The sequence below is a fragment of the Bacteroides cellulosilyticus genome, assembly GCF_020091405.1.
Classification (GTDB): domain Bacteria; phylum Bacteroidota; class Bacteroidia; order Bacteroidales; family Bacteroidaceae; genus Bacteroides.
This window is the reverse complement of sequence record NZ_CP081903.1, coordinates 1,384,098-1,406,708: the sequence shown is the minus strand read 5'-3', so window position 1 is coordinate 1,406,708 and position 22,611 is coordinate 1,384,098. Positions and strand designations below refer to the sequence as shown.

The 22,611-nt window shown below is 43.9% G+C and carries 12 protein-coding genes; 10 read left to right on the top strand and 2 right to left on the bottom strand.

What is annotated here, in order from left to right:
• Nucleotides 1–26: 26 nt before the first annotated feature.
• From K6V21_RS04885 to K6V21_RS04840, 10 genes are all read left to right on the top strand, one after another.
• Nucleotides 27–1,175, top strand: coding sequence for a glycoside hydrolase family 130 protein (locus tag K6V21_RS04885; protein ID WP_224321025.1), 1,149 nt, complete (start codon nucleotides 27–29; stop codon nucleotides 1,173–1,175).
• A gap of 64 nt (nucleotides 1,176–1,239) precedes the next feature.
• Nucleotides 1,240–2,346: a glycoside hydrolase family 105 protein gene (locus K6V21_RS04880; RefSeq protein ID WP_224321024.1), complete on the top strand. Its 1,107-nt coding sequence runs from the start codon at nucleotides 1,240–1,242 to the stop codon at nucleotides 2,344–2,346.
• Between the two features lie 25 nt (nucleotides 2,347–2,371).
• On the top strand, nucleotides 2,372–5,344 hold the full coding sequence (locus K6V21_RS04875) for a glycosyl hydrolase 115 family protein (RefSeq protein ID WP_224321023.1): 2,973 nt from the start codon (nucleotides 2,372–2,374) through the stop codon (nucleotides 5,342–5,344).
• 269 nt (nucleotides 5,345–5,613) lie between these two features.
• The gene (locus K6V21_RS04870) at nucleotides 5,614–8,160 is read left to right on the top strand and encodes a glycoside hydrolase family 31 protein (RefSeq protein WP_224321022.1); all 2,547 of its coding nucleotides are present in this window, start codon (nucleotides 5,614–5,616) and stop codon (nucleotides 8,158–8,160) included.
• A gap of 299 nt (nucleotides 8,161–8,459) precedes the next feature.
• Complete coding sequence (locus tag K6V21_RS04865; RefSeq protein WP_224321021.1) at nucleotides 8,460–11,213, top strand: MGH1-like glycoside hydrolase domain-containing protein; 2,754 nt, start codon at nucleotides 8,460–8,462, stop codon at nucleotides 11,211–11,213.
• 373 nt (nucleotides 11,214–11,586) lie between these two features.
• Complete coding sequence (locus tag K6V21_RS04860) at nucleotides 11,587–14,709, top strand: SusC/RagA family TonB-linked outer membrane protein (protein ID WP_224321020.1); 3,123 nt, start codon at nucleotides 11,587–11,589, stop codon at nucleotides 14,707–14,709.
• 34 nt (nucleotides 14,710–14,743) lie between these two features.
• On the top strand, nucleotides 14,744–16,564 hold the full coding sequence (locus K6V21_RS04855) for a RagB/SusD family nutrient uptake outer membrane protein (protein ID WP_224321019.1): 1,821 nt from the start codon (nucleotides 14,744–14,746) through the stop codon (nucleotides 16,562–16,564).
• Between the two features lie 8 nt (nucleotides 16,565–16,572).
• Nucleotides 16,573–17,604, top strand: a complete 1,032-nt coding sequence (locus K6V21_RS04850; RefSeq protein ID WP_224321018.1) for a family 43 glycosylhydrolase — start codon at nucleotides 16,573–16,575, stop codon at nucleotides 17,602–17,604.
• A gap of 65 nt (nucleotides 17,605–17,669) precedes the next feature.
• Nucleotides 17,670–18,596: a family 43 glycosylhydrolase gene (locus K6V21_RS04845; RefSeq protein WP_258771239.1), complete on the top strand. Its 927-nt coding sequence runs from the start codon at nucleotides 17,670–17,672 to the stop codon at nucleotides 18,594–18,596.
• A gap of 22 nt (nucleotides 18,597–18,618) precedes the next feature.
• Nucleotides 18,619–20,640: a hypothetical protein gene (locus tag K6V21_RS04840; RefSeq protein ID WP_224321016.1), complete on the top strand. Its 2,022-nt coding sequence runs from the start codon at nucleotides 18,619–18,621 to the stop codon at nucleotides 20,638–20,640.
• 179 nt (nucleotides 20,641–20,819) lie between these two features.
• On the opposite strand, the gene ybeY is transcribed toward K6V21_RS04840, so the two are convergent.
• A complete protein-coding gene (gene ybeY, locus K6V21_RS04835) occupies nucleotides 20,820–21,230 on the bottom strand; it encodes an rRNA maturation RNase YbeY (protein WP_224321015.1) in 411 nt (136 codons plus the stop codon).
• A 19-nt stretch (nucleotides 21,231–21,249) separates the two neighbouring features.
• Entirely contained in the window at nucleotides 21,250–22,482 is a 1,233-nt protein-coding gene (locus K6V21_RS04830; protein WP_217712826.1) for a nucleoside recognition domain-containing protein, read from the bottom strand.
• Nucleotides 22,483–22,611: the final 129 nt, after the last annotated feature.

The window sequence follows — 22,611 nt, the reverse complement described above, 5'->3', positions numbered from 1 at the left end:
TAACCATGCAAAACATAGATATTAAGATGAAGTTAAAACTCATAGTCGGTTTGATAGGAGTGCTGTCATTGAGTAGTTTTTCTACTCTGCCTTCTTCAGATGATACCGATAAGAAAGAACAGGAGAACTGGGTAATTGGCCCATTTCATCGTCCTGAAGGTGTCAATCCTGTACTCACTCCACAGCCTACCTCTTTCTATTGTCCGATGCGAAAGGAACAGGTAAAGTGGGAGGAAAGTGATATTTTCAATCCTGCTGCCACCGTGAAAGATGGAAAGATTGTCGTGCTCTATCGTGCTGAAGATAACTCGGCACAAGGCATCGGGAAGAGAACTTCCCGTATCGGGTATGCCGAAAGCGTGGATGGAGTAACTATGAAGAGATTCGACAGCCCGGTACTTTTCCCCGGTGGAGATGAATTTGAGAGTATAGAGTGTCCGGGTGGTTGTGAAGATCCGCGAGTGGCAATGACCGAAGACGGATTATACGTGATGCTTTATACGGCGTGGAACCGGAAGACTCCCCGTCTTGCGGTAGCTACTTCCAGAGATTTGAAGAACTGGACCAAGCACGGTCTTGCTTTTGAAAAAGCGTATGACGGGCGTTTCGCCAGAATTGCTACCAAGTCAGCCTCTATGCTTACCAAGGTGAAAGGTGGGAAACTGGTTATCGATAAAGTAGATGGTAAGTACTTCATGTATTGGGGAGAATATGCCGTGCATGCAGCTACTTCCGACAATCTTACAGACTGGTATCCTGTGCTGGATGAGAACAACGAATTGTTGAAAATAGCCAGGCCGCGTAACGGATACTTCGACAGCCAGATGACTGAATGTGGTCCTCCTGCTATTCGTACCAAACAAGGCATCGTATTGATGTATAATGGTAAGAATGATAAAAAGAGAGGCGATGCAAATTATCCGGCAGGTGCTTATTGTGCTGGTCAGCTCCTGCTTGATTCCAAAGATCCTTATAAAGTATTGGGGCGTTTAGACAAGCCTTTTTTCATGCCCGAAGCTTCTTTTGAGAAGAGCGGGCAGTATAAGGACGGAACCGTGTTTATCGAAGGATTGGCCTATTATAAGAAGAAGCTATATCTTTATTACGGCTGTGCAGACTCCAAAGTGGCGGTAGCCGTGTGCGACGACACCAAGAAACTATCGAAAGTGAAGTAATATCAACGGATATTCCAGAGAAAGTAAATTATTGTAATGTTTAATAGATAGAATTCAAATTGTTATGTACAAGAAAGTATTCGCATTATTATTTTTATTATCATCTTTCCAGTTGCTAATCGCTCAGACTAGTCTTCTGAAGAATTTTCCCGAAGGGTATACTCCCGATGAAATCGGCAGACGTATTGCCTACCGTTTTGTAACCGAGAAACATGCATTGCATGCCGGAAAATGGATTGGTTATCCTGAAACCTTCTATTGGAACGGTTCTCTTAAATATGCAGCGGCGGCCAAAGACAAAGCGCTCATCAAACTTTTGCAAGCCAGATTTGAGCATCTGTTTACTACCGAAAAGGAGTTGTTGCCCATCAAGAATCATGTCGATCTGAATATGTTCGGAAGTTTGCCTCTGGAGCTTTATTGGGTGACGAAGGATGAACGCTACAAAGAACTGGGATTGCCTTATGCCGATACCCAATGGGAAGTTCCCGAAGATGCCAAACCAAGTGAGAAGGAATGGGCAGAGAAGGGCTATTCGTGGCAAACACGTCTTTGGATTGACGATATGTACATGATTACCATTGTACAGACACATGCCTACAAAGTGACCAATGATAGCAAATATATAGATCGTGCAGCCAAAGAGATGGTGATGTATCTGGATGAACTGCAACGTCCCAACGGTCTCTTCTATCATGCACCGGATGTGCCTTTCTATTGGGGACGCGGAAACGGATGGATGGCAGCAGGTATGACAGAATTACTTCGTTATTTGCCCAAGAAGCACAAAGACCGTCCCCGCATTATGGAAGGTTACCTGACTATGATGAAAAGTCTGAAGGAATATCAGAACCCGGAAGGTCTGTGGAATCAGTTGCTCGATGATCCTGAATGCTGGACTGAAACATCGGGTTCTGCTATGTTTACTTTCGCTTTTATTACAGGTGTAAAGAACGGATGGTTGGATGCCAAAGAATATGCTCCGGCAGCCCGCAAGGCATGGATGGCTTTGGTGACTTACCTTACCGAAAAAAATCAGGTGAGAGAAATCTGTGTCGGTACCAACAAGAAGAACGACAAGCAATACTATTATGACCGTCCGCGCCGTACCGGTGATTTTCATGCACAAGGACCTTACCTTTGGTGTGTGGTTGCCCTGATGGAGAAGTAACTTATAAATTATCAATAAATAAACCATGAGTATTTTTAAATCTGTTTTATTAGGAGGCATGTTGCTGCTGAGTTCTTCAGTGGCGTTGGCTCAGGTTTCGCTATCGCAAAATAGTAGTGGACCCAACGTATTCAGTCTCGTAGGCAAGAAGGATAAAGCCTGCGTGTACTATGACGCACAAGATTTTGAAGTTGTAAAAACAACGGCGGGACTATTTGCGAATGATGTGAAAGAGGTGAGTGGACAAATCCTAGGCGTTGCTACTACCAAGGAAACTCCTCAGAAGAATTGTATTATTGTCGGAACCTTGGGGCATAATGAATGGATTGACCAGATGATTGCAAAGAAGAAACTGGATGTGGAACCTTTGAAGAATCGTTGGGAAAGCTATCTGGTACAGCTCGTTCGTAATCCGCTTCCTGGTGTAGACAAGGCATTGGTTATTGTGGGTAGCGACCGCAGAGGTGCTGCTTACGGATTGTTGTCTGTGTCGAGGACTATCGGTGTATCTCCCTGGTACTGGTGGGCAGACGCTCCCATTGTAAAGAAGGATCAGTTACACCTGAAAGTAGATAAATATATATCTAAAGAGCCTACTGTGAAGTATAGAGGTATCTTCATCAACGATGAAGACTGGGGGCTCTACCGTTGGTCTAAGAGAAACTTCGAGAAAGAAGTGGGTAATTTCGGTCCCCGGACTTACGCTAAGGTTTGCGAACTGTTGCTCCGTCTCCAGGCCAACTATTTGTGTCCGGCCATGCATGATGCATCTATGGCATTTCACCGCATTCCCGAGAACAGAGTGGTTGCAGACCGCTTTGCCATCATCATGGGTTCTTCTCATTGTGAACCGTTATTGTTTAATACCGCAAGTGAATGGAAACGTGATAAAATGGGTGAGTGGGACTACATCAATAATAAAAAAGGTGTAGACAGCGTGTTGAATGCACGCGTGAAGGAATGTGCTCCCTTTGAAAATGTATATACGCTGGCATTGCGCGGACTGCATGACAGAGCCATGAATGCAAGCAATGATATGGGCGACAGAAAAGATATGCTTCAGGAGGCTTTGATGGCCCAAAGACAGATGTTGATTGATGCCATCGGTAAACCGGGTGAAGAGATTCCCCAAGCATTTACTCCCTATAAAGAAGTGCTGGATGTATATGACGAAGGTCTGGAATTACCGGATGACGTAACAATTATCTGGCCGGACGACAACTATGGTTATATGAAACGTTTGAGCAGTCCGAAGGAACAGAAACGTTCGGGTCGTTCGGGTGTGTACTACCATTCTTCTTATCTTGGCAAGCCTCACGATCATCTTTGGATGAACACGGTTTCTCCTACATTGATGTATGAAGAACTTCGTAAAGCGTATGATGCAACGGCGGATCGCATCTGGTTGCTGAATGCCGGTGATATCAAATCCTGTGAGTTCGCTGTAGATTATTTCCTGACAATGGCTTTCGATATTGATGCTTTTAACTTTGAAAGGGCAGCCAACTACCGTACTGAATGGTTGTGTGGTATGTTGGGCGACCAATACCGTAACGAATATCAGGATGTGGTTAATTCTTTCTATAAGCTGGCTTTCGCACGTAAACCCGAATTTATGGGGTGGGGTTACCAATGGACTACTGATAAGCATGGGAGAGAACGGAATACGGATACGGATTTCTCACTTACCAACTATCGTGAGGCAGACAATCGTTTGAATGAATACCGCCGTATTGGAAGTATTGTAGAGAAGATTCTGAACAATATGTCGGACGAGAAACAGAAAGCATGTTTCTACCAGTCATTATATTATCCGGTGAAAGGATGCGAATTGTTGAACAGAATGATACTGGACGGACAAAGAAACCGCTGGTATTCCATTCAGCAAAGAGCATTAACCAAAGAACTGGAGAAATCAGCGAAAGCCTGTTATGATAGTCTGGAAATAATTACCAACGGCTATAACTCGTTGCTTGGCGGTAAGTGGAATCATGTGATGACGATGAAACAGGGATTTGCCGCCGCTTATTTTGAACTTCCGAAATTGAGAGACGTTGAATTGGCTCCTACTGCTTCTTTAGGCGTAATGGCCGAAGGTGAAGCTGTGCTGAAAGGTCTTCAGAGTTTCCACTCATTGCCATGTTTTAACACTTACTTGCGCCAGTCCTATTATGTAGATGTATTCAACAAGGGCGCTACTCCGCTGAAATGGAAAGCTGCTGTAACAAATGACTGGATTTTGGTTAGCAAGAAATCTGGAGAGACAGCTACTGAAGATCGTATTGAAGTTTCTATCGACTGGGCAAAAGTCCCTGCCGGTGAAAGAATACTCGGAACACTGGATATCACTTCTGATCGTGGTGAGAAGGAAAGTGTCTATATCTCCGTCTTTAACCCTACCTCTCCTTCATTGGCCGAAATGGATACGCTGTTCGTTGAAAACAACGGATATGTTTCGATAGATGCGGCAAGTTTCCACCGTAAAGTGGAGAATGATGCCATTAAGATGATTATTATTCCGAACCTGGGATGCGAGAATACAGCTGTACAGTTGGGTAATCCTATTGCTCCGGCGCAACGTACCGCAGGACGTAATACACCGCGTCTGGAATATGATTTCTATACGTTTGAGCAGGGATCGGTAGACGTTTATACGTATGTGCTGCCTACATTCCCCATCAGCAAGGACAGAGGATATGCCGGACATGAAGCAACCAATGTTGAAACCAAATATGGTGTATGTATAGACGAAGGTCCGGTAATGACTCCATCTACTTCTTCTTTCGAATATGCACAGATATGGTATGAAAGCGTATTGAAGAATTGCAGAATCAACAAGACCACTCTCCATATCGATAAACCGGGTAAGCATACGGTGAAAATCATCTGTGGAGATGCTGGAACAGTTCTGCAAAAGGTTGTGTTGGACTTTGGCGGTATGAAGCGTTCCTATATGGGACCGCAACCTACCAGAAACGAACAAGAGGTTGCTAAATAAAAGCCATTGTGAACGGTGAATAGAATTGCTTCCTTGCTTGAATAGCTGAAAATTCTTAAGAAGCATTGTTGTATAATTGCTTAAATGGGAGATGTAGGATTCGCTAGAATCCTACATCTTTTGTTTTGATACGAATCTTCTATTTATTGAATCGTTTTTAAGGTGTCAGGCTGATATAATTCCCTATTTTTGTTGTCGTTATATTACATATAGTCTAATGTTACGTAAAGAGATATCGAATTCAGAAACCATTTAAAATCAATAGTACCATGATGAAGAAGTTGATACTTATTCTTTGCATTTTGCAGGGTGTCCTGTTGTCACTGCAAGCGCAGGGTGAACAGCAGAATATTGCTTATACTGATAACAATGTACGGTTTACGGTCATATCGGATGGAACGCTCCGTTTGGAGTATGCTCCGGATGGAAAATTTGTAGACGACAAGTCTTTTATTGCAGTAGACCGTTTATATCCGCAGGTTGATTACAAACTGAAGACAAGGGGGGCATGGATTGAAATAACCACCTCCAAGATGAAAATGCGTTATAAAAAAGACAGTGGGCGGTTTACGAACAATAATTTGATAATCGAAGCTGTAAAGGGAGTATTCCCCTTCACCTGGAAGCCCGGAATGCAGCAGAAAGGCAATCTGAAAGGCACATATCGCACTCTTGATGGGATGGACGGCGATACACAGACTCAAACTTGGGTGTCTGATACGAAGAAAGGGGATAAACTGAAACTGGAAGACGGCTTGTTGGCAACCGATGGCTGGTCGCTCATTGACGATTCCCACGGACTTTTGTTTGATAATGATCCAGACTGGGACTGGGCTAAGGAACGCCCCGCTAATGAAGGGCAAGACTGGTACTTCATGGCTTACGGGCATGACTATAAACAGGCCTTGAAAGACTATACTCTTTTTGCCGGCAAGATGCCGTTGCCTCCCCGTTACGCATTTGGCTATTGGTGGTCGCGTTATTGGCTGTATTCTGATAAAGAGTTCCGTAATCTGATCGATAATTTTCATACTTATCAGATACCTTTGGACGTGTTAGTGGTGGATATGGACTGGCATTATACCGAGAAAGGTAAGGGAGGCTGGACCGGCTGGACCTGGAACAGGGACTTATTTCCGAATCCTCAGGGTTTCTTGAAATACCTGAAACAGAATAACGTGAAAGTGACACTCAACCTGCATCCGGCAGACGGAGTGGCCGCTTATGAAGAGAAATATCCGGAGATGGCTAAGGACATGGGTGTAGACCCGGCTACAAAGCAGACGATCCCTTGGATAAATTCAGATAAGAAGTTCATGAAGAATATGTTCAAGAATATCCTGGCTCCGATGGAAAAAGACGGAGTGGACTTTTGGTGGCTGGACTGGCAGCAGGGAATGTTCGATTCAAAGATGAAGAATCTGAGTAATACCTGGTGGATTAACTATGCATTTTTCAGCGATATGGAGCAACGTCGGGAGACACGTCCGATGCTCTACCATCGCTGGGGAGGATTGGGAAACCATCGTTATCAGGTCGGATTCTCGGGTGATGCTGTGATTTCATGGAAGTCACTTGATTTCCAACCCTATTTCAATTCTACAGCTTCCAACGTGTTGTACGGTTACTGGAGTCATGATCTGGGCGGACATATCGGTAGCCAGATAGATCCCGAAATGTATACCCGCTGGTTACAATTCGGAGCATTAAGTCCGATTATGCGTACCCACTCCCAGAAAGGGGCTAAGCTGAATAAAGAACCCTGGGTGTTCGACAAGGAATATTGTGATATTATCCGTGAAACGATTCGCCAACGCTATGTGATGGCTCCTTATATCTACACCATGGCTCGTAAGGGGTATGACGACGGATTGTCTCTTTGCCGTCCGATGTATTATGATTATCCGGAGAACAAAGAAGCTTATGACTTTGGCAATGAGTATATGTTTGGAGATGACGTTCTGGTTGCACCGGTCACTACTCCGGCCAAGGATGGTTATGCACAGGTACGTGTATGGTTGCCGGAAGGAGAATGGTACGAATGGCATACGGGAGCTTTACTGGAAGGTAACCGGATTGTAGAACGCTCTTTCGCCATTGATGAATATCCAATTTATGTAAAGGCGGGTGCTATACTTCCTTTGTATCTGGAGAATGTGATGAACCTTAACGGTAATGACGAAGAGATAGCGGTGACGGTGTTTCCCGGTGGAAGCGGTACAACGGCATTTAATTTGTATGAAGATAACGGAAATGATAAGAATTATGCATCCGAGTATGCCGTGACTAAGCTGACTTCTGCCCGTAGTGGTAATGAGCAAACGATTGTTATCGGCAAGCGCGAAGGTGGCTATAAAGAAATGCCTCTTGTCCGTCCGTTCACGGTGAAAGTGCTTTCATCCCTGCTTCCCCAGTCCGTCACGGTAAATGGAGTTCCGACAGAATACAGATATTCGGCTGAAGACTTTGCATTGCTGGTAGATTTGCCGGAATTGCCTTGTAACCAGGAAAAAGTGATTAAGATCATTTATCCGTCCGGGAAGGTGGATATGAACGGACTTTTAGGGGCATCCAAAAGAGTAGCCCGGTCTATGGAACAACTGAAGTATCGTAATTCGTATATTGTCTTCAAAGAAGAGTTCGGTAGAATGGGTAGTTTGAATGAGGCTGTGATGTATGCTCCGTCTGAAATGCCCGCTTTGATCGCTGATTTCTGGAAGAGTTATCATGAATTGCCTTCAGTATTGGAACGGCAGGGTTTGAAGAGCGAGCAGGCAACATGGTTCCTGCAATCCGTTTGCTGGGGTGAAAAGTAACTCCGGATATGTCCGGAATAGGAGTTACTGAATGAGGTATCAGTGGTTTGTTTGTTGGGATTTATGAAATCGGATAATACTCTTTGTTTCTTTTGTAACTCTTTGATTAACAGTAGGCAAAAATGCTCTATAATGAGGTAACGACTGAATAGGGATGAAGTAACGAGTGAATGGCAATGAAGTAACGACTGATATAGGTTAAGGTAACGACTGTTTCATAACGTAGGATTGCTGTAAATGATTCTGTAAATTAATGATGAAAGCGCACATAGTGCCGAATACTAAAGCTATAGTAATAGATGAAACGATACTTGATGACATTTCTGGCCGCATTTCTGGCTCTTTACTGTGCAGGAGCTGTTTTTCCTTTGCCTTTTTCGGGCAATAGCCATGATATAGCGTCATTGCATGCATGGGGGCCTTACTCGAAACGTTATGCCGGCATCTCGCACATACCTGATATGCGTAAAGGGATACGTTTTGACTTTTCGGTGATGCCCGGGTATTACCGGAACCGCCAGTTGGTGCCGCATGTCCTGTTCGAATCATCCTACTATCCGTGGGAAATAAATCCGGAGATGACCCGCATCACTTATCGCTATGAACTGGAGTGGAAAGACCGGGTTTATACGGATGTTACCTATCATATATTGGATGATAACCGTACACTGGTCGGGATACGTTGTGTTAACAATACGAGTATGCCCCAAAATCTGGTCTTGAATCAGATGGCGTATATAGATTATCCTGAGACATATCCGCAGGTAGCGGTTTCGGATACAGCCGGTCTGCAATGGTATAATGCCATTGACTATATTGAGAATGAACCTGCCAGTAAATCCCCTCAATACAGATTGGTGTATGACGGATGGCAACGGAATGAGGAGCGTAGTACTTCGTCACTCGACGGTTCCATATTGGGAAGAGGGTTCGGCAGGAATAGAGGTGACAGGTTGAGTTATCTGGTAAACATCCTTCCGGGGCAGGAAGACGGGGCGATAGGTCTCCGGTTTAAGATGAAGAAAGGAGAGAGTGCCGTGCTGCATCTGAAAGGGCTGGTGGAACAGTCTGTAGAGTTGGAAGGTACGGGGGAATTCTCTTTCTTGTCAGTTCCTTATCATGGAAAGAAGGTAGGAGGATATAAACTGGAACTTGTTTCGGGCAGTACTGTTGCAATTAGTCTGGATGGGTTCTTTATAGGGGATGCTAACGATATAAACAATGTGAATGTAGTCCGCGCACCGATTCCTTTCACCCCTGTAATGGAGGTGGGAGAAACCCAAAAGGATTTTATCTTGAAATATAAGGGTTGTAGCAACTATTATGGCGTGGCGTGGAACTACCAACATTCGGAAGTCAGGGAGATACTGAACGGTGAATTGGAGTCTTTCTTCCGTAGAAGGGTGCATGAACATGTATCTTCAAGGCTGATTGGGGACAGGAACTGGCATTATGCCAATGCTTTTTTGCGTCCTATCGTGCTGAAACCTGATTCGGAACAGACCATTTACATGCTGGTGTGCAGTGGGAATAAAGAACAGGTGAAGCAGGAATTGCTGGATTTCCATTCGACAGCGGATAAACTGGTTGCACGGATCAGTTCAGCGGAAAAAGCGAAGCCTGAAGACCAGGTGCTGCCAGGCGGAGAGAAGTATCTTCTGGGAAATCGCCTGCTGCAAGCCTCACTCTTGTCGAATATCGTATATCCGGTTTATACACAGAAGGAATACATCAGACATTTTACGCCGGGTAAGAATTGGAACAGCCTTTATACCTGGGACTCCGGTTTCATTGCGTTGGGACTGATTGATGTGGACCCGGTCAAGGCTTTCGAATGTATCAAGGCTTATACAACTCCGGTGGGGAGTGAATCGGCTTTCATACATCACGGTACCCCGTTACCCATTCAGATGTATGCTTATGCTGATTTGTGGAATAACAGCCTGTCACAGGAAGCGCTGAGATTCTTATATCCCAGGCTGAAACAATATTTTGATTTTATGGTCGGAGCTGATCCGTATTCACCTACCCGAATGGCAGGTTCCGGTCTGCTTCGTACATGGGATTATTTCTATAATTCCGGTGGATGGGACGATTATCCGCCTCAACATGCATTACGTGGTAATAAATCGCAGTATCAATCGGTGACTCCTGTGGTTACCTCTGCTTATTATCTGCGGGCGGCGAAGATTCTGCGCCTGGCAGCGAAGGGACTGGGGCTGAAAAAGGATGTGAAGGAGTATGAACGGATCATCAAACTCTTGTCGTACGCCCTGCAAACTTACTCTTGGGATGAAGAAAGCGGATACTTCGGATATGTAGTCCATGATTCTCTGGGAAATGCGAAAGATATTTTCCGGTATAAGGATCGGTCTAATTTCAATAAAGGACTGGATGGGGTTACCCCTTTGGCAGCAGGTATCTGTTCTTCCGCTCAGGTGGACCGGTTGATGGAACATTTGTTTTCTCCTGACGAACTGTGGACTAAAGTCGGGCTTTCAACGGTCGATCAGTCTGCTCCTTATTATAAAGAAGATGGATATTGGAACGGTGCTGTCTGGTTTCCCCATCAGTGGATGATGTGGAAGGCTCTTTTAGATTTGGGTAAAGGGGAAGAGGCTTACCGAGTGGCACATACAGCTCTGGATAATTGGGAGAAGGAGTGTGAAGAAAGTTATTTCACATTCGAGCATTTCATCATTTCGTCGGGGAGAGGAGCAGGGTGGCACCAGTTTTCGGGGCTTTCATCTCCTATATTAAATTGGTTTGCAGCATACTATAGGCCGGGTAAAGTTTCCACTGGTTTTGAGGTATGGATTACGAAGAGTGATTTTAATGAGAATCATTCCGCATATAAGGCTGAACTCTCTTTTGATGATTCGACAACACCTCATGAGCGTTGTATGATTGTCTGTATGGATGCAGGACATCAATATGAAGTATTCTTCAACGGAAAACCAGTTCAGTATAGACCTGCCCATGCAGGAATGTTGGAAATTACTCTGCCGGCTACAAATAAGGCGGGAAAGCTTGTAATCCAAGCTCTTGATTGAGAGTTTTTGATAACATTATTTTCTTTCATATTCATTATCAGCCTATATTGGGGGATGAGATGCCCATTTCATAGAATGTGAAATGGGCATCTTGTATTATCTTCTTGAAATAATATTTCTTTTGCTCTTTTTTATGGTGTGAAAGTTTGTCAATAGGTTCGTAGTGCTATCTCTAAGTAATAAGTGGAATAATATATTCGTCTCATTATTGAAAATTTTGTGTCTATCACAGTTTTGGATGCTCCTGACGGGTAAAATGGGACATTTTTTCTCTTTTTAGGGATTACAGTATCATCTGTTATTCAATCAAATCTCTACTTTTGTCTTGCTTTAAAGCTAAGTAAGTCTTTACAATTTTTTAAAATTTAATATTATGAAGCAGAAGATTTTAAGATTCTTTTCTGATGCAAGGGTTAGGATGTTACTCCTCCTCCTCATTTCTACAATTTATGCTCAAGCCCAATCGGGCAGAATCGTTACGGGTGTCGTTAAAGATGCCACGGGCGAAACAGTAATCGGTGTAAACGTTACTGTAAAGGGTAATGCTGCTTTGGGTACTATTACCGATTTAGATGGTAAGTATTCATTGAACGTTCCTGCACAAAAATCTATTTTAGTATTCTCATTCATTGGTTATCAAACGGTAGAAAAAACGATTGATGCCAACGCAAGAACTCTGAATGTTACATTAGTGGAAGATTCTAAGTTGCTGGATGAAGTTGTTGTGGTGGGTTATGGTACGATGAAGAGAAAGGATGTAACAGGTGCTGTGGCACACGTTGGTGAGGAAGTGACAAAGAACAGGGCTGCAACAAATGCTCTTGACTTCCTGGTGGGTACTGTTCCCGGTGTGCACATCACTCCTTCTACTGATGCAGGTGGCGGTGCCTCCGGACTTTTGATTCGTGGTAAACAATCCTTGAAGGCCAGTACTTCTCCTTTGATTGTTTTGGATGGTGTGGTATTCTATGGTAATATTGATGATATTAATCCGAATGACATTGAAAGTATGGATATCCTGAAGGATGCCAGCTCTACTGCTATCTACGGTTCGAAAGGATCGGCAGGTGTCATTCTTATCAATACCAAGAGAGGTTCTTCTGAGAAACCTATTATCAACGTAAGTACAAAAATAGGTGTTTCACAAGCTACTTTTATGCCGGAGATGCCTACTGCTGAACAGTATATGCAGAGGCGTGTTGATTACTTCAAAACAATCGATTACTTTAAGCCGGGTGAACAACAGCATGGCTTGGGTTATTATGATAATCCCGACAATCTGCCCGATGGCGTTTCTCGTGAACAATGGGCAGGCTATGACAGCTCTTTCTCTGGTGATTATATTGAAACCTGGATGCAACGACTGGAATTCAATCCTATTGAGGTTAACAACTATAAAGCCGGTAAATTCGTTGACTGGATGGATCTCGTCTATCAGAATGGTTTGAGACAGGATTACAGTGCCTCTGTTTCCGGTAAGACGGCAAGAACCAACTATTATGTGTCGTTAGGTTACACTAATAATGATGGTATTGTAGTAGGTGATCAATTCCGTGCTTCAAGATCACGTGTGAATTTGGATACTGAGATTACGAAATGGTTGAATATTGGTTTGAATGCGCAGTTCGTTCATAAAGGCTCGGATGATATTAAGGCAGATACGGGTGCAGCTAAGGCAGCCAGTCCCTTTGGAGACGTTTATGAGGCTGATGGAAGCATCAAGGTTAGACCTTGGGATGACAACCGTATTGCCAATCCGTTATTGAATCGTTCGGTGGATGATAAATATTACAGAACGCAGACCTTTAATTCTAGCGTTTATGGTAAGCTAACTCTTCCTTTCGGATTTACCTGGCAGACAACTTTCAATGTGCGTTATGGCTGGAGAAAGGATTACTATTTTGATTCTGATATCAAACCGGGTGTAGTAGCAGGTGGTAAAGCAAAACGTGTGGACTATTCAGACTATGAATGGAGCATTGATAACATGTTGAAATGGAACCGTACCTTTGCTAAAATTCATAACTTTGACTTCACTTTCGTATATACTGCTGAAAAGTACCAGAACTGGCAGAGTACAGGAAACAATGAAGGTTTCCAGCCGAATGGCGCATTGAGTTATCATGGTATTCAGGCCGGTATAACTCCTACTGTCAGTGCAAATGACGAAATGCAGACTGGTAATGGTTTGTTGTGGCGCTTGAATTACTCTTTGATGGATCGTTATTTGCTGACAGGTTCTGTACGTCGTGACGGTTTCTCAGCTTTCGGACAGAATAATCCTTTCGGTGTATTCTCTACAGTTGCTGCCGGATGGCGTATTTCAGAAGAAAAATTCTTGAAAGATGTTGAATGGATTAACAACCTGAAGCTGCGTCTTTCCTGGGGACAAACCGGTAACCGTGACATCGGTCGTTATGCTGCCTTCTCAAGATTAACTATTACCAACGTTATTCAGAATGGGGTAAACTATAAAGGTGTATATCCTTCAAGTTTGGCTAACAGAGATTTGAAATGGGAAACTACTACCGGATTCAACTTCGGTGTTGACTTTGGATTGTTCAAAAACAGACTGAGCGGTTCTGTAGAACTTTATAAGAACAAAACGAACGATTTGTTGATGGACCGTGCTATGCCTGAAATCTCAGGATACGGTAAAATTGCTTCTAACTTAGGAGAGCTTGCTAACCAGGGTGCTGAGTTGACTTTGTCAAGTGTAAATATCAATACTTCTAATGTACGTTGGAATACCACCTTTACTTATTCTACTAATAAGAACGAAATCAAGCACTTGTATGGTGATATGATTGATGTGCTGGATGCAGATGGTAACGTTATCGGTCAGCGTGAAGACGATGATGTACAGAACGGTTGGTATATCGGACACGCTATTGATGAAATCTATGATTATAAGTGGATTGGTGTATGGCAACTGGGTGAAGAATTGGAAGCTGCAAAATATGGCAAGCAGCCGGGTGACCCGAGATTGCTGGATGTTAATAATGATGGTAAGATCAATGATGATGATAAGCTTTGGTTGGGTACAAAAACTCCGAAGCATCGTATGACGTTGAGCAGTGACCTGAATTTGTTCAAATGCATCAATTTCTCTTTTGTGCTGCGTGGGGAATTCGGTTGGATGGATATTGATAACCTGCCGAGAAACGAAACTAACCGTTTCTACAATACTTCAAACTCTGTTTGGACCGAGTATTGGACACCATGGAATCCGAATAGCAAGTATGCTCGTCTGGGTGCAAACATCGACAGTCCGGGTGTGAACATTTACGAAAAGAGAAATTACGTAAGAATGCAGAATATGGCATTGTCTTATACATTCCCGAAGAAGTTGATCAACAAGTTTATGATTGATAATCTAAGATTCAGCATTAATGTGGATAATGCATTCGTTATCTCTAAATGGAGAACTTCCGATCCCTTGACTAAGGCCATTACTCCACGCATTTGGACGTTTGGTGTAGACATTACCTTATAATCTGATAGAACGATAATTAAATAAAGATATTCAAATGAAAACAAAGAAATATATACTAAAAGGTCTGGCAAGTTGCCTGATAGCTGCCAGTCTTTCTGCTTGTGTTGATCTTGAACCGAAGGCGATGTCGTTCCTGACACCGGAGAACACTTTTGTTGATAAAGCAGGTTTGGAAACCATGCTTCGCCTCTGCCGTAAACAGATGAATTTTGAATGGTTTGGAGACGCTTTCAACTCCGGAAACTGTGAAACCTATTCTGTATATGAATATGCTTGGTCTGACCTGGCCGTTATGGGTGGTCCTGAAACGAAGGAAATCCATAATATGGTGACTCAGTTGACTCCAACCACTAATATGTATCTGCATCTTCGTTACTGGGTTTTTGGATGGAACGGTATCAAGTATGCCAATACGGTTATTACCCGTGCTCCTGAAGCTGAAGGTATGGCTTCGGAAGAAGACAGAAACGCTTGTTTGGCAGAAGGGTATTTCCATCGTGCTTACTGGTATTATCTGTTGACTAACCAATTTGGAGATGTACCTTGGATTGGAGAAGAAATTACCGGTGCAAAACTGGACTTTAATACCGTTTCCCGCAAGACTATTCTGGCAAATATCAAGAAAGATATGGAATATGCCGTACAATGGTTGCCAAAAGAAGTAATCCGTGGTGCTGTGAGCAGAGCTGCAGGTGAACATTTACTGGCTAAAATATGTCTGGCTACCGGTGACTTCCAACAGGCAGTAGATGCAACTACTCGTTGTATCAATGATTACGGATTGCGTCTGATGACCGAACGTTTCGGTATCAATATGGATGATAAGAGTAAGGACGTATACAACGACCTGTTCCAGGAAGAGAATATCAGTATTGTTGAGAACAAAGAAGGCATTATGATCGGTCAGGAAATCTACGGTCTGGACGGATGTTCTTCTCCAAGCGGTTCAAAACGCAAGCGTAACTTCGTGCCGCAGTGGCATGCCGGAAGCAAAATGAAGACACCGGACGGAAAGAACGGAACGACTGATGCATCAGGTATTTATGATGGATACGAACAGTTGGAAGAGCTGGGTAGAGGTCTTGCCAAGATACGTCCTACCAACTATGCACAATATGAGTTGTGGAAGAATTGTGGAGATGATATGCGTCATAATTCCAATAACTGGTATGATAAGTCACGTATCAAATATAATCTGCCGGCTTCAAAGGGAGGTAGTGCCGCTTACTTCGGTCAACCGGTTGATCCTGCTTACTGTACCGATACCATGCGCTGTTATTTCTCTTTCCCGATTGTGAAGGTTCTGATTGATAAGGATGATCCGAATGCAGGCGGTAAAGTACCTGTAGGTGGTTTCACTGACCAGTATATCTTCCGCCTTGCCGAAACTTACCTGAATAGAGCTGAGGCTTACTGGTGGTTAGGCAAGAACGATCTGGCTACTGAGGATGTGAATACAATCCGTCGTCGTGTGAATGCACCGGAACTCTCATCTGTTACACTGGAAGATATCCTGGATGAAAGAGCTAGAGAATTGTTCCTGGAAGACCATCGTAAGACTGAGTTGACTCGTATTGCCTTCCTGAAAGCAGAAAAGGGCATAGATGGATATTCACTCAATAACTTTTCAGAAAAGAACTGGTATTATGACCGCATGATGGAGAAGAATAATTTCTTTGCAACTGAATATTATTATTCAACCAATGCATTTATCATGAAGCCGTATCACGTGTTGTGGCCCATTCCGCGTAATGCCATAGAATCCAACACTCAAGGCCGTATCAATCAGAACTATGGTTACGACGGTTATGAAGATAATATCCCGGTAGAAGAACTTGAACAAAGATATAAATAAGATAATATATGAGAAGTAAATATATATTGTTTGCCTTGGCTCTGACAGGAGCCTTGGCATCCTGCTCGGACGACGATAATAAGGGAACTGCAAACTATAAGAATCCTTATTCAAACCCATTGACTGATTACAGCGCAGCTGACCCTACAGTCTGGAAAGAGAACGACCATTCATTCTATGTATATGCCACCAATACATCTGTAATCCGTAAGTCGGAAGATTTGATTCATTGGACAGACGGAGGCAAGATGTTTGCAACGAAACCTACCTTCGTTACGGAATCAGGTGCAGCTGTTTGGGCACCGGATATCGAAAAGGTCGGTGACAAATATATCCTGTATTTTGCCATGTCTGCCATGGGCAAGCCTGCAACTGCCGGTATCGGTATTGCTTCGGCTGACTCTCCCGAAGGTCCTTTCACATTGGATATATCGGTAGATGGAAAAGGAAAGTTGTTCACTTCAAGTGAAATTGATGTAAGAAACTCCATCGATCCTTGTTTCTTCGAAGACAACGGACAGAAATGGCTGGTTTGGGGTAGTTTCAACGGTTTGTATGCTGTGAAGCTGAATGAAGACGGTACAAGAGTATATCCCGACATTGCAACAGCCAAGAAAGAAAGAGTGCAGGTTGCGGGTACTGCTTTTGAAGCACCTTACATTCATAAACGTGGCGATTATTACTACATGTTTGCATCTGTCGGTTCATGCTGTAACTCTATGTTGAGTACTTATACTACGGTTGTCGGCCGTTCCACTTCTTTCTTAGGCCCGTATGTGAATAAGAACGGAGAATCAATGCTGGACAATAAATATGAAGTGCTGATCAGAGCCAATGATCGTTTTGTAGGGCCGGGTCATAACTCGGAGATTATAACGGACAGTGAGGGTAATGAATGGATGTTATATCATAGTTATGACAGACACACCCCGAGCAAAGGACGCTATTTGATGATTGACCGGATTGTTTGGGAAAATGATTGGCCGGTGATTGCCGGTAATAGTCCATCTACCGAGGCAGAAGCTCCGGTTTGTAAATAAGTAATGGTGAATATATGCAGAAAATATTGTTAATCGGAGCCTTTCTCGCCATAAGCTGTTTGCTTATGGCGAAAGGACCCGTCAAAAACTATCAGAATCCGGTTGTAAATTATAGCCTGCCCGATCCCTCTGTTATCAAAGGGGAAGATGGTTATTATTACCTGTATGCCACCGAAGATATCCGAAACTTGCCTATCCATCGTTCAAAAGACTTGGTGGAGTGGGAGTATGTGGGTACTGCTTTTACCAAAGGCACTCGTCCGGATTTTGAACCTAAAGGAGGACTCTGGGCTCCTGATATCAATAAAATAGGTGATAAATACGTGCTTTATTATTCTATGTCTGTCTGGGGTGGCGAATGGACCTGTGGTATCGGATGTGCCACTGCCGATAAGCCCGAAGGCCCTTTTACAGATCATGGAAAGATGTTCCGCAGCAATGAAATCAATGTACAGAATTCCATTGATCCTTTCTATATAGAGGATGGAGGAAAGAAATATCTCTTTTGGGGTAGTTTCCGGGGAATTTACGGCATTGAACTGTCGGATGACGGACTTTCTGTTAGGAAAGGTGCCAAGCTCCGCCGGGTGGCAGGAACAGCCTATGAAGGAACATATATTCATAAAAAAGATGGTTATTATTATTTCTTTGCATCTATAGGAACTTGCTGTGAAGGATTGAAAAGTACTTATACTACGGTTGTAGGTCGTTCGAAGAAACTTTTTGGACCTTATGTGGATAAAAACGGTAGGAAGATGCTGGATAACCACCATGAAGTACTGATTCATAAGAATGAGGCTTTTGTAGGTACCGGACATAACTCAGAGATTGTAACGGATAAGGCGGGTAATGACTGGGTGTTTTATCATGCAGTGAGTACCAAGAATCCCGGAGGTCGTGTGTTGATGCTGGATAAGGTTGATTGGAAAAACGGATGGCCATCCGTGTCTGGCAATTCTCCGTCATCAGAATCCGAAAGGCCTGTATTGTAAAATAGTAAAATGAAGATTGAATATGAGGTTAAAAAGATTGTTTTTAGGGATAATGCTTTCTGCGGGCATTGCAAATATTGGAGCGGCAAACTATATTCCAGAGAATGTTTCCGTATCTTTAAAAGTTCCGGGAAATGATGCCAAACACTATTCATTAACTCTCCGGAAAGTGCAGGATGGCGTGTACAATTGTCAGCCTTCCGAGAATCTGCCGCTGGTCATTACCCGTCAGGTTACAGAGAAAGATGGAAAACAACGCATCAATGTTGTCATCAAAGCTCTGGAGAATGTGTATTTCAATTATGGAGAGCAGATAAAAACCGGTTATAAGCATGATGACTGCCAGTTCTATATGCCCGGTTTCTGGTATCGTCGCAATCTGCGTTCACCCAAGGAAGCACCTTCATTCCATACTTCCGATAGTTGGTTGGTGCGCGAGGACCGTCTGAGTACTCCGCTTACAGCAGCTTTCAGTCCTGCAAATGGTAAATCAATGTCGGTTATCCGCATTGATAAGTTTGACAAGGAGGCGTTGGCCACTCACAAAGAAGGAGAGGTCATTGTGTCCGGAGAAACATCCATAGGCTATACCGGATTTGAAAATGTAGGAGGCATGACTGTGCTTTCTTACGGCTTTCCGTATCGGGAAGCTCCGAAAACTTATATTCGTAAATTGACTTTAGCTCCTCCCGTTGAGGCTTTCCAGTCGCTTCGCAAGGGAGACAGCATTACTCTGACCTGGGAGTTGGCGGAAATAGATGCTGCCGATTTCTCTGAGTGCGTGCAGCGTACCTGGGAGTATTGCTACGATACCAACCGCCCTCAGCCTGTTGATACACCTTATACGGTGGACAGAATGAAAGAAGTACTCAGCAATTTCTTTGTAGAAAGTTATGTGGACAATACGCCTACTCATTACTACTCAGGCGTGGAACTGAAAACGGCTACTTGCGATCATGTGGATGTTGCCGAAATCGGATTTGTGGGACGTACGTTGCTCAATGCTTTCAATGCACTGGAATATGGTACGCAACAGAACCGCCAGGAATTAATGAATAGTGCCAACAGTGTTTTTGATACATATCTTCAGAACGGTTTCTCTCCGGCAGGATTCTTCAATGAGGTGGTACATTACAATCGTGGCTTTAAAGAATCCAAGCACAGCATCCGTCGTCAGTCAGAGGGTGTGTATGCCGTGCTGAATTACCTGAGTTACGAAAAGCAGCAGAAGCGCAAACATCCTGAGTGGGAGAAGCGTATCAAAGGTATTTTGGATAGCTTCCTGCGTTTACAGAACGAGGACGGCAGCTTCCCGCGCAAGTTTAAGGATGATTTCTCCATTGTAGACGGAACCGGTGGAAGCACCCCTTCGGCCACTTTGCCTTTGGTGATGGCTTACAAGTATTTCAAGGATAAACGTTATCTGGAGAGTGCGAAACGCACGGTGGGCTATCTGGAGAAAGAACTTATCTCCAAGGCCGATTTCTTCTCTTCGACCCTGGATGCAAATTGTGAGGATAAAGAAGCTTCCCTGTATGCCGCTACCGCTACGTATTATCTGGCTTTGGTTACTAAAGGTGCAGAGCGTGCACATTATGCCGAACTGTCGAAGAAAGCGGCTTATTTTGCTTTATCCTGGTATTATACCTGGGACGTTCCCTTTGCCGAAGGTCAGATGCTGGGTGATATCGGTTTGAAAACCCGTGGCTGGGGAAATGTATCGGTAGAGAATAACCACATCGATGTGTTTGTTTTCGAATTTGCCGACGTATTGAATTGGCTTTCCAAAGAATACAGTGAACCTCGTTTCTCAGAATTTGCACAGGTGATTTCTACCTCTATGCGCCAACTTTTGCCGTACGAAGGACACATGTGCGGTGTGGCCAAAGTGGGCTTTTATCCCGAAGTTGTGCAGCATACCAACTGGGATTATGGTCGCAATGGAAAGGGATATTATAACAATATCTTCGCTCCGGGCTGGACGGTTGCTTCCTTGTGGGAACTCTTCTCTCCGGGACGTGCGGAGAAGTTCTTATTGAAATAAAAAGATGGATATAAAATACAACGTGCATGAGTCATAATCTCATGCACGTTGCATCTATATATCCTGCATATCCGATCTATATATCCTATACATCCGATCTATAGGTCCTGCGTGTCCCATCTATATATCCTGCGCGTCCCATCTATAGATGCTCTAAACAGCGACTTTCTTTCGTTTCTTTATCGCATAGCCAGCGCTTTATTCTCTGCTGCCTCCATAATCTCCCGTTCTCCCGGTCCTTTATCATTAATGCCGCAAAGATGCAGAATACCGTGGATAATAACCCGGTATAGTTCCGTTTCATAGTCACTGCCGAACTGCTCTGCATTGGTGCGTACCGTATCGAGGCTGATAAATAAATCACCGCTGAGGCGATTCCCCTCGCAATAATCAAAAGTGATGATATCCGTGTAGTAATCATGTTGCAGATACTGGCGGTTCACCTCAAGGATTTTCTCGTCGGAACAGAAAATATAAGCGATTTCACCGACTCTTTTCCCGTAAGTGGCGGCAACGGCTTTAATCCATTCTGTGGTTTGGCTCTTTTTGATGGCGGGCATTTCTACACCGTCTGTCTGATAGGAAATCATATCAATTAAAAATTATAAATTAAAAGAAAAACAGATAGCTGATGATGATGGCGGCAATGATACCTGCAAGGTCCGCTATCAGTCCGCAGGTGACGGCATTACGCGTTTTGGTGATGCCTACACTTCCGAAGTAGACGGCCAGGATATAGAAGGTGGTATCCGAAGCGCCGCGGGCTACACAACTCATTCGCCCTACGAAAGAATCTGCGCCATACTCCTTCATGGTGTCAATCATCAGACCGTTGGCACCGCTGCCACTCAACGATTTCATCAGTGCGGTTGGCAAAGCGCCTACAAAGCTGGTGTCTGCGCCGAACAATCCCACAACGTAACCGATGCCGCTTACCAGCATATCCATTGCGCCGGAAGTGCGGAAAACGGCAATACCCACCAGAAACGCCACCAGGTATGGAATGATGCGCACGGCGGTGGTAAAGCCTTCTTTTGCACCTTCTACGAAGGCATCATATACATTTATTTTCTTCCACAATCCCCAGACTATGAACAAAAGAATGATGCTGAACAGGATAACGTTGGCAATCAGTGTGGAATACGTGCCGATTTCTTCCCGGCCAAGCCTCATAAACAAGTAAATCAGCCCTGCAAAGAAAAGGCTGATGCAACCGATGAGGATAAGGATGGGCTTGTTGATCAGGTTGATACGTTGGGCAATGCTGACGGCAATCACTCCCACAAGGGTGGAGATGGCTGATGTGATCAGTATGGGGATGAATATGTCGGTAGGCTGTGCAGCGCCCATCTGGGCACGATACATCATGATGCTGATAGGGATCAGGATCAATCCGGAAGTATTGAGCACCAGGAACATGACCATCGGATTGGTTGCCGTATCCTTTTGGGGATTCAGTTCTTGCAGTTCCTTCATAGCTTTCAAACCCATTGGGGTGGCTGCATTGTCCAGTCCCAGCATATTGGCGGAGAGATTCATAAAGATGGAACCCATGGCAGGGTGCCCTTTGGGTATTTCGGGGAAAAGACGGCAGAACACCGGACTCAGCCAGCGGGACAGTGCGTTAATCATACCGCTTTGCTCGCCGATCTTCATGATACCCAGCCATAGAGAAAGGATGCCCGTCAGCCCCAGTGATATTTCGAAGGCTGTTTTCGAGGAAGTGAATGTTGAATTGACAAGCTCCGTAAAGATTTCTGTGTTGCCCATAAACAGGAGCTTGATGAGTGCCACAATGAAAGCAATTACGAAGAATGCTACCCAAATGTAATTTAAAACCATAAAATAACGCGTTGATTTTCGTGCAAAAGTAGGAATATCTTTCTATTTAGCGTGATAAATGGAAAGATTATTGCATTTATTAGGGCAATAACACTATTTCGAATATGAAATTCTGGCTATCTTTGCTTT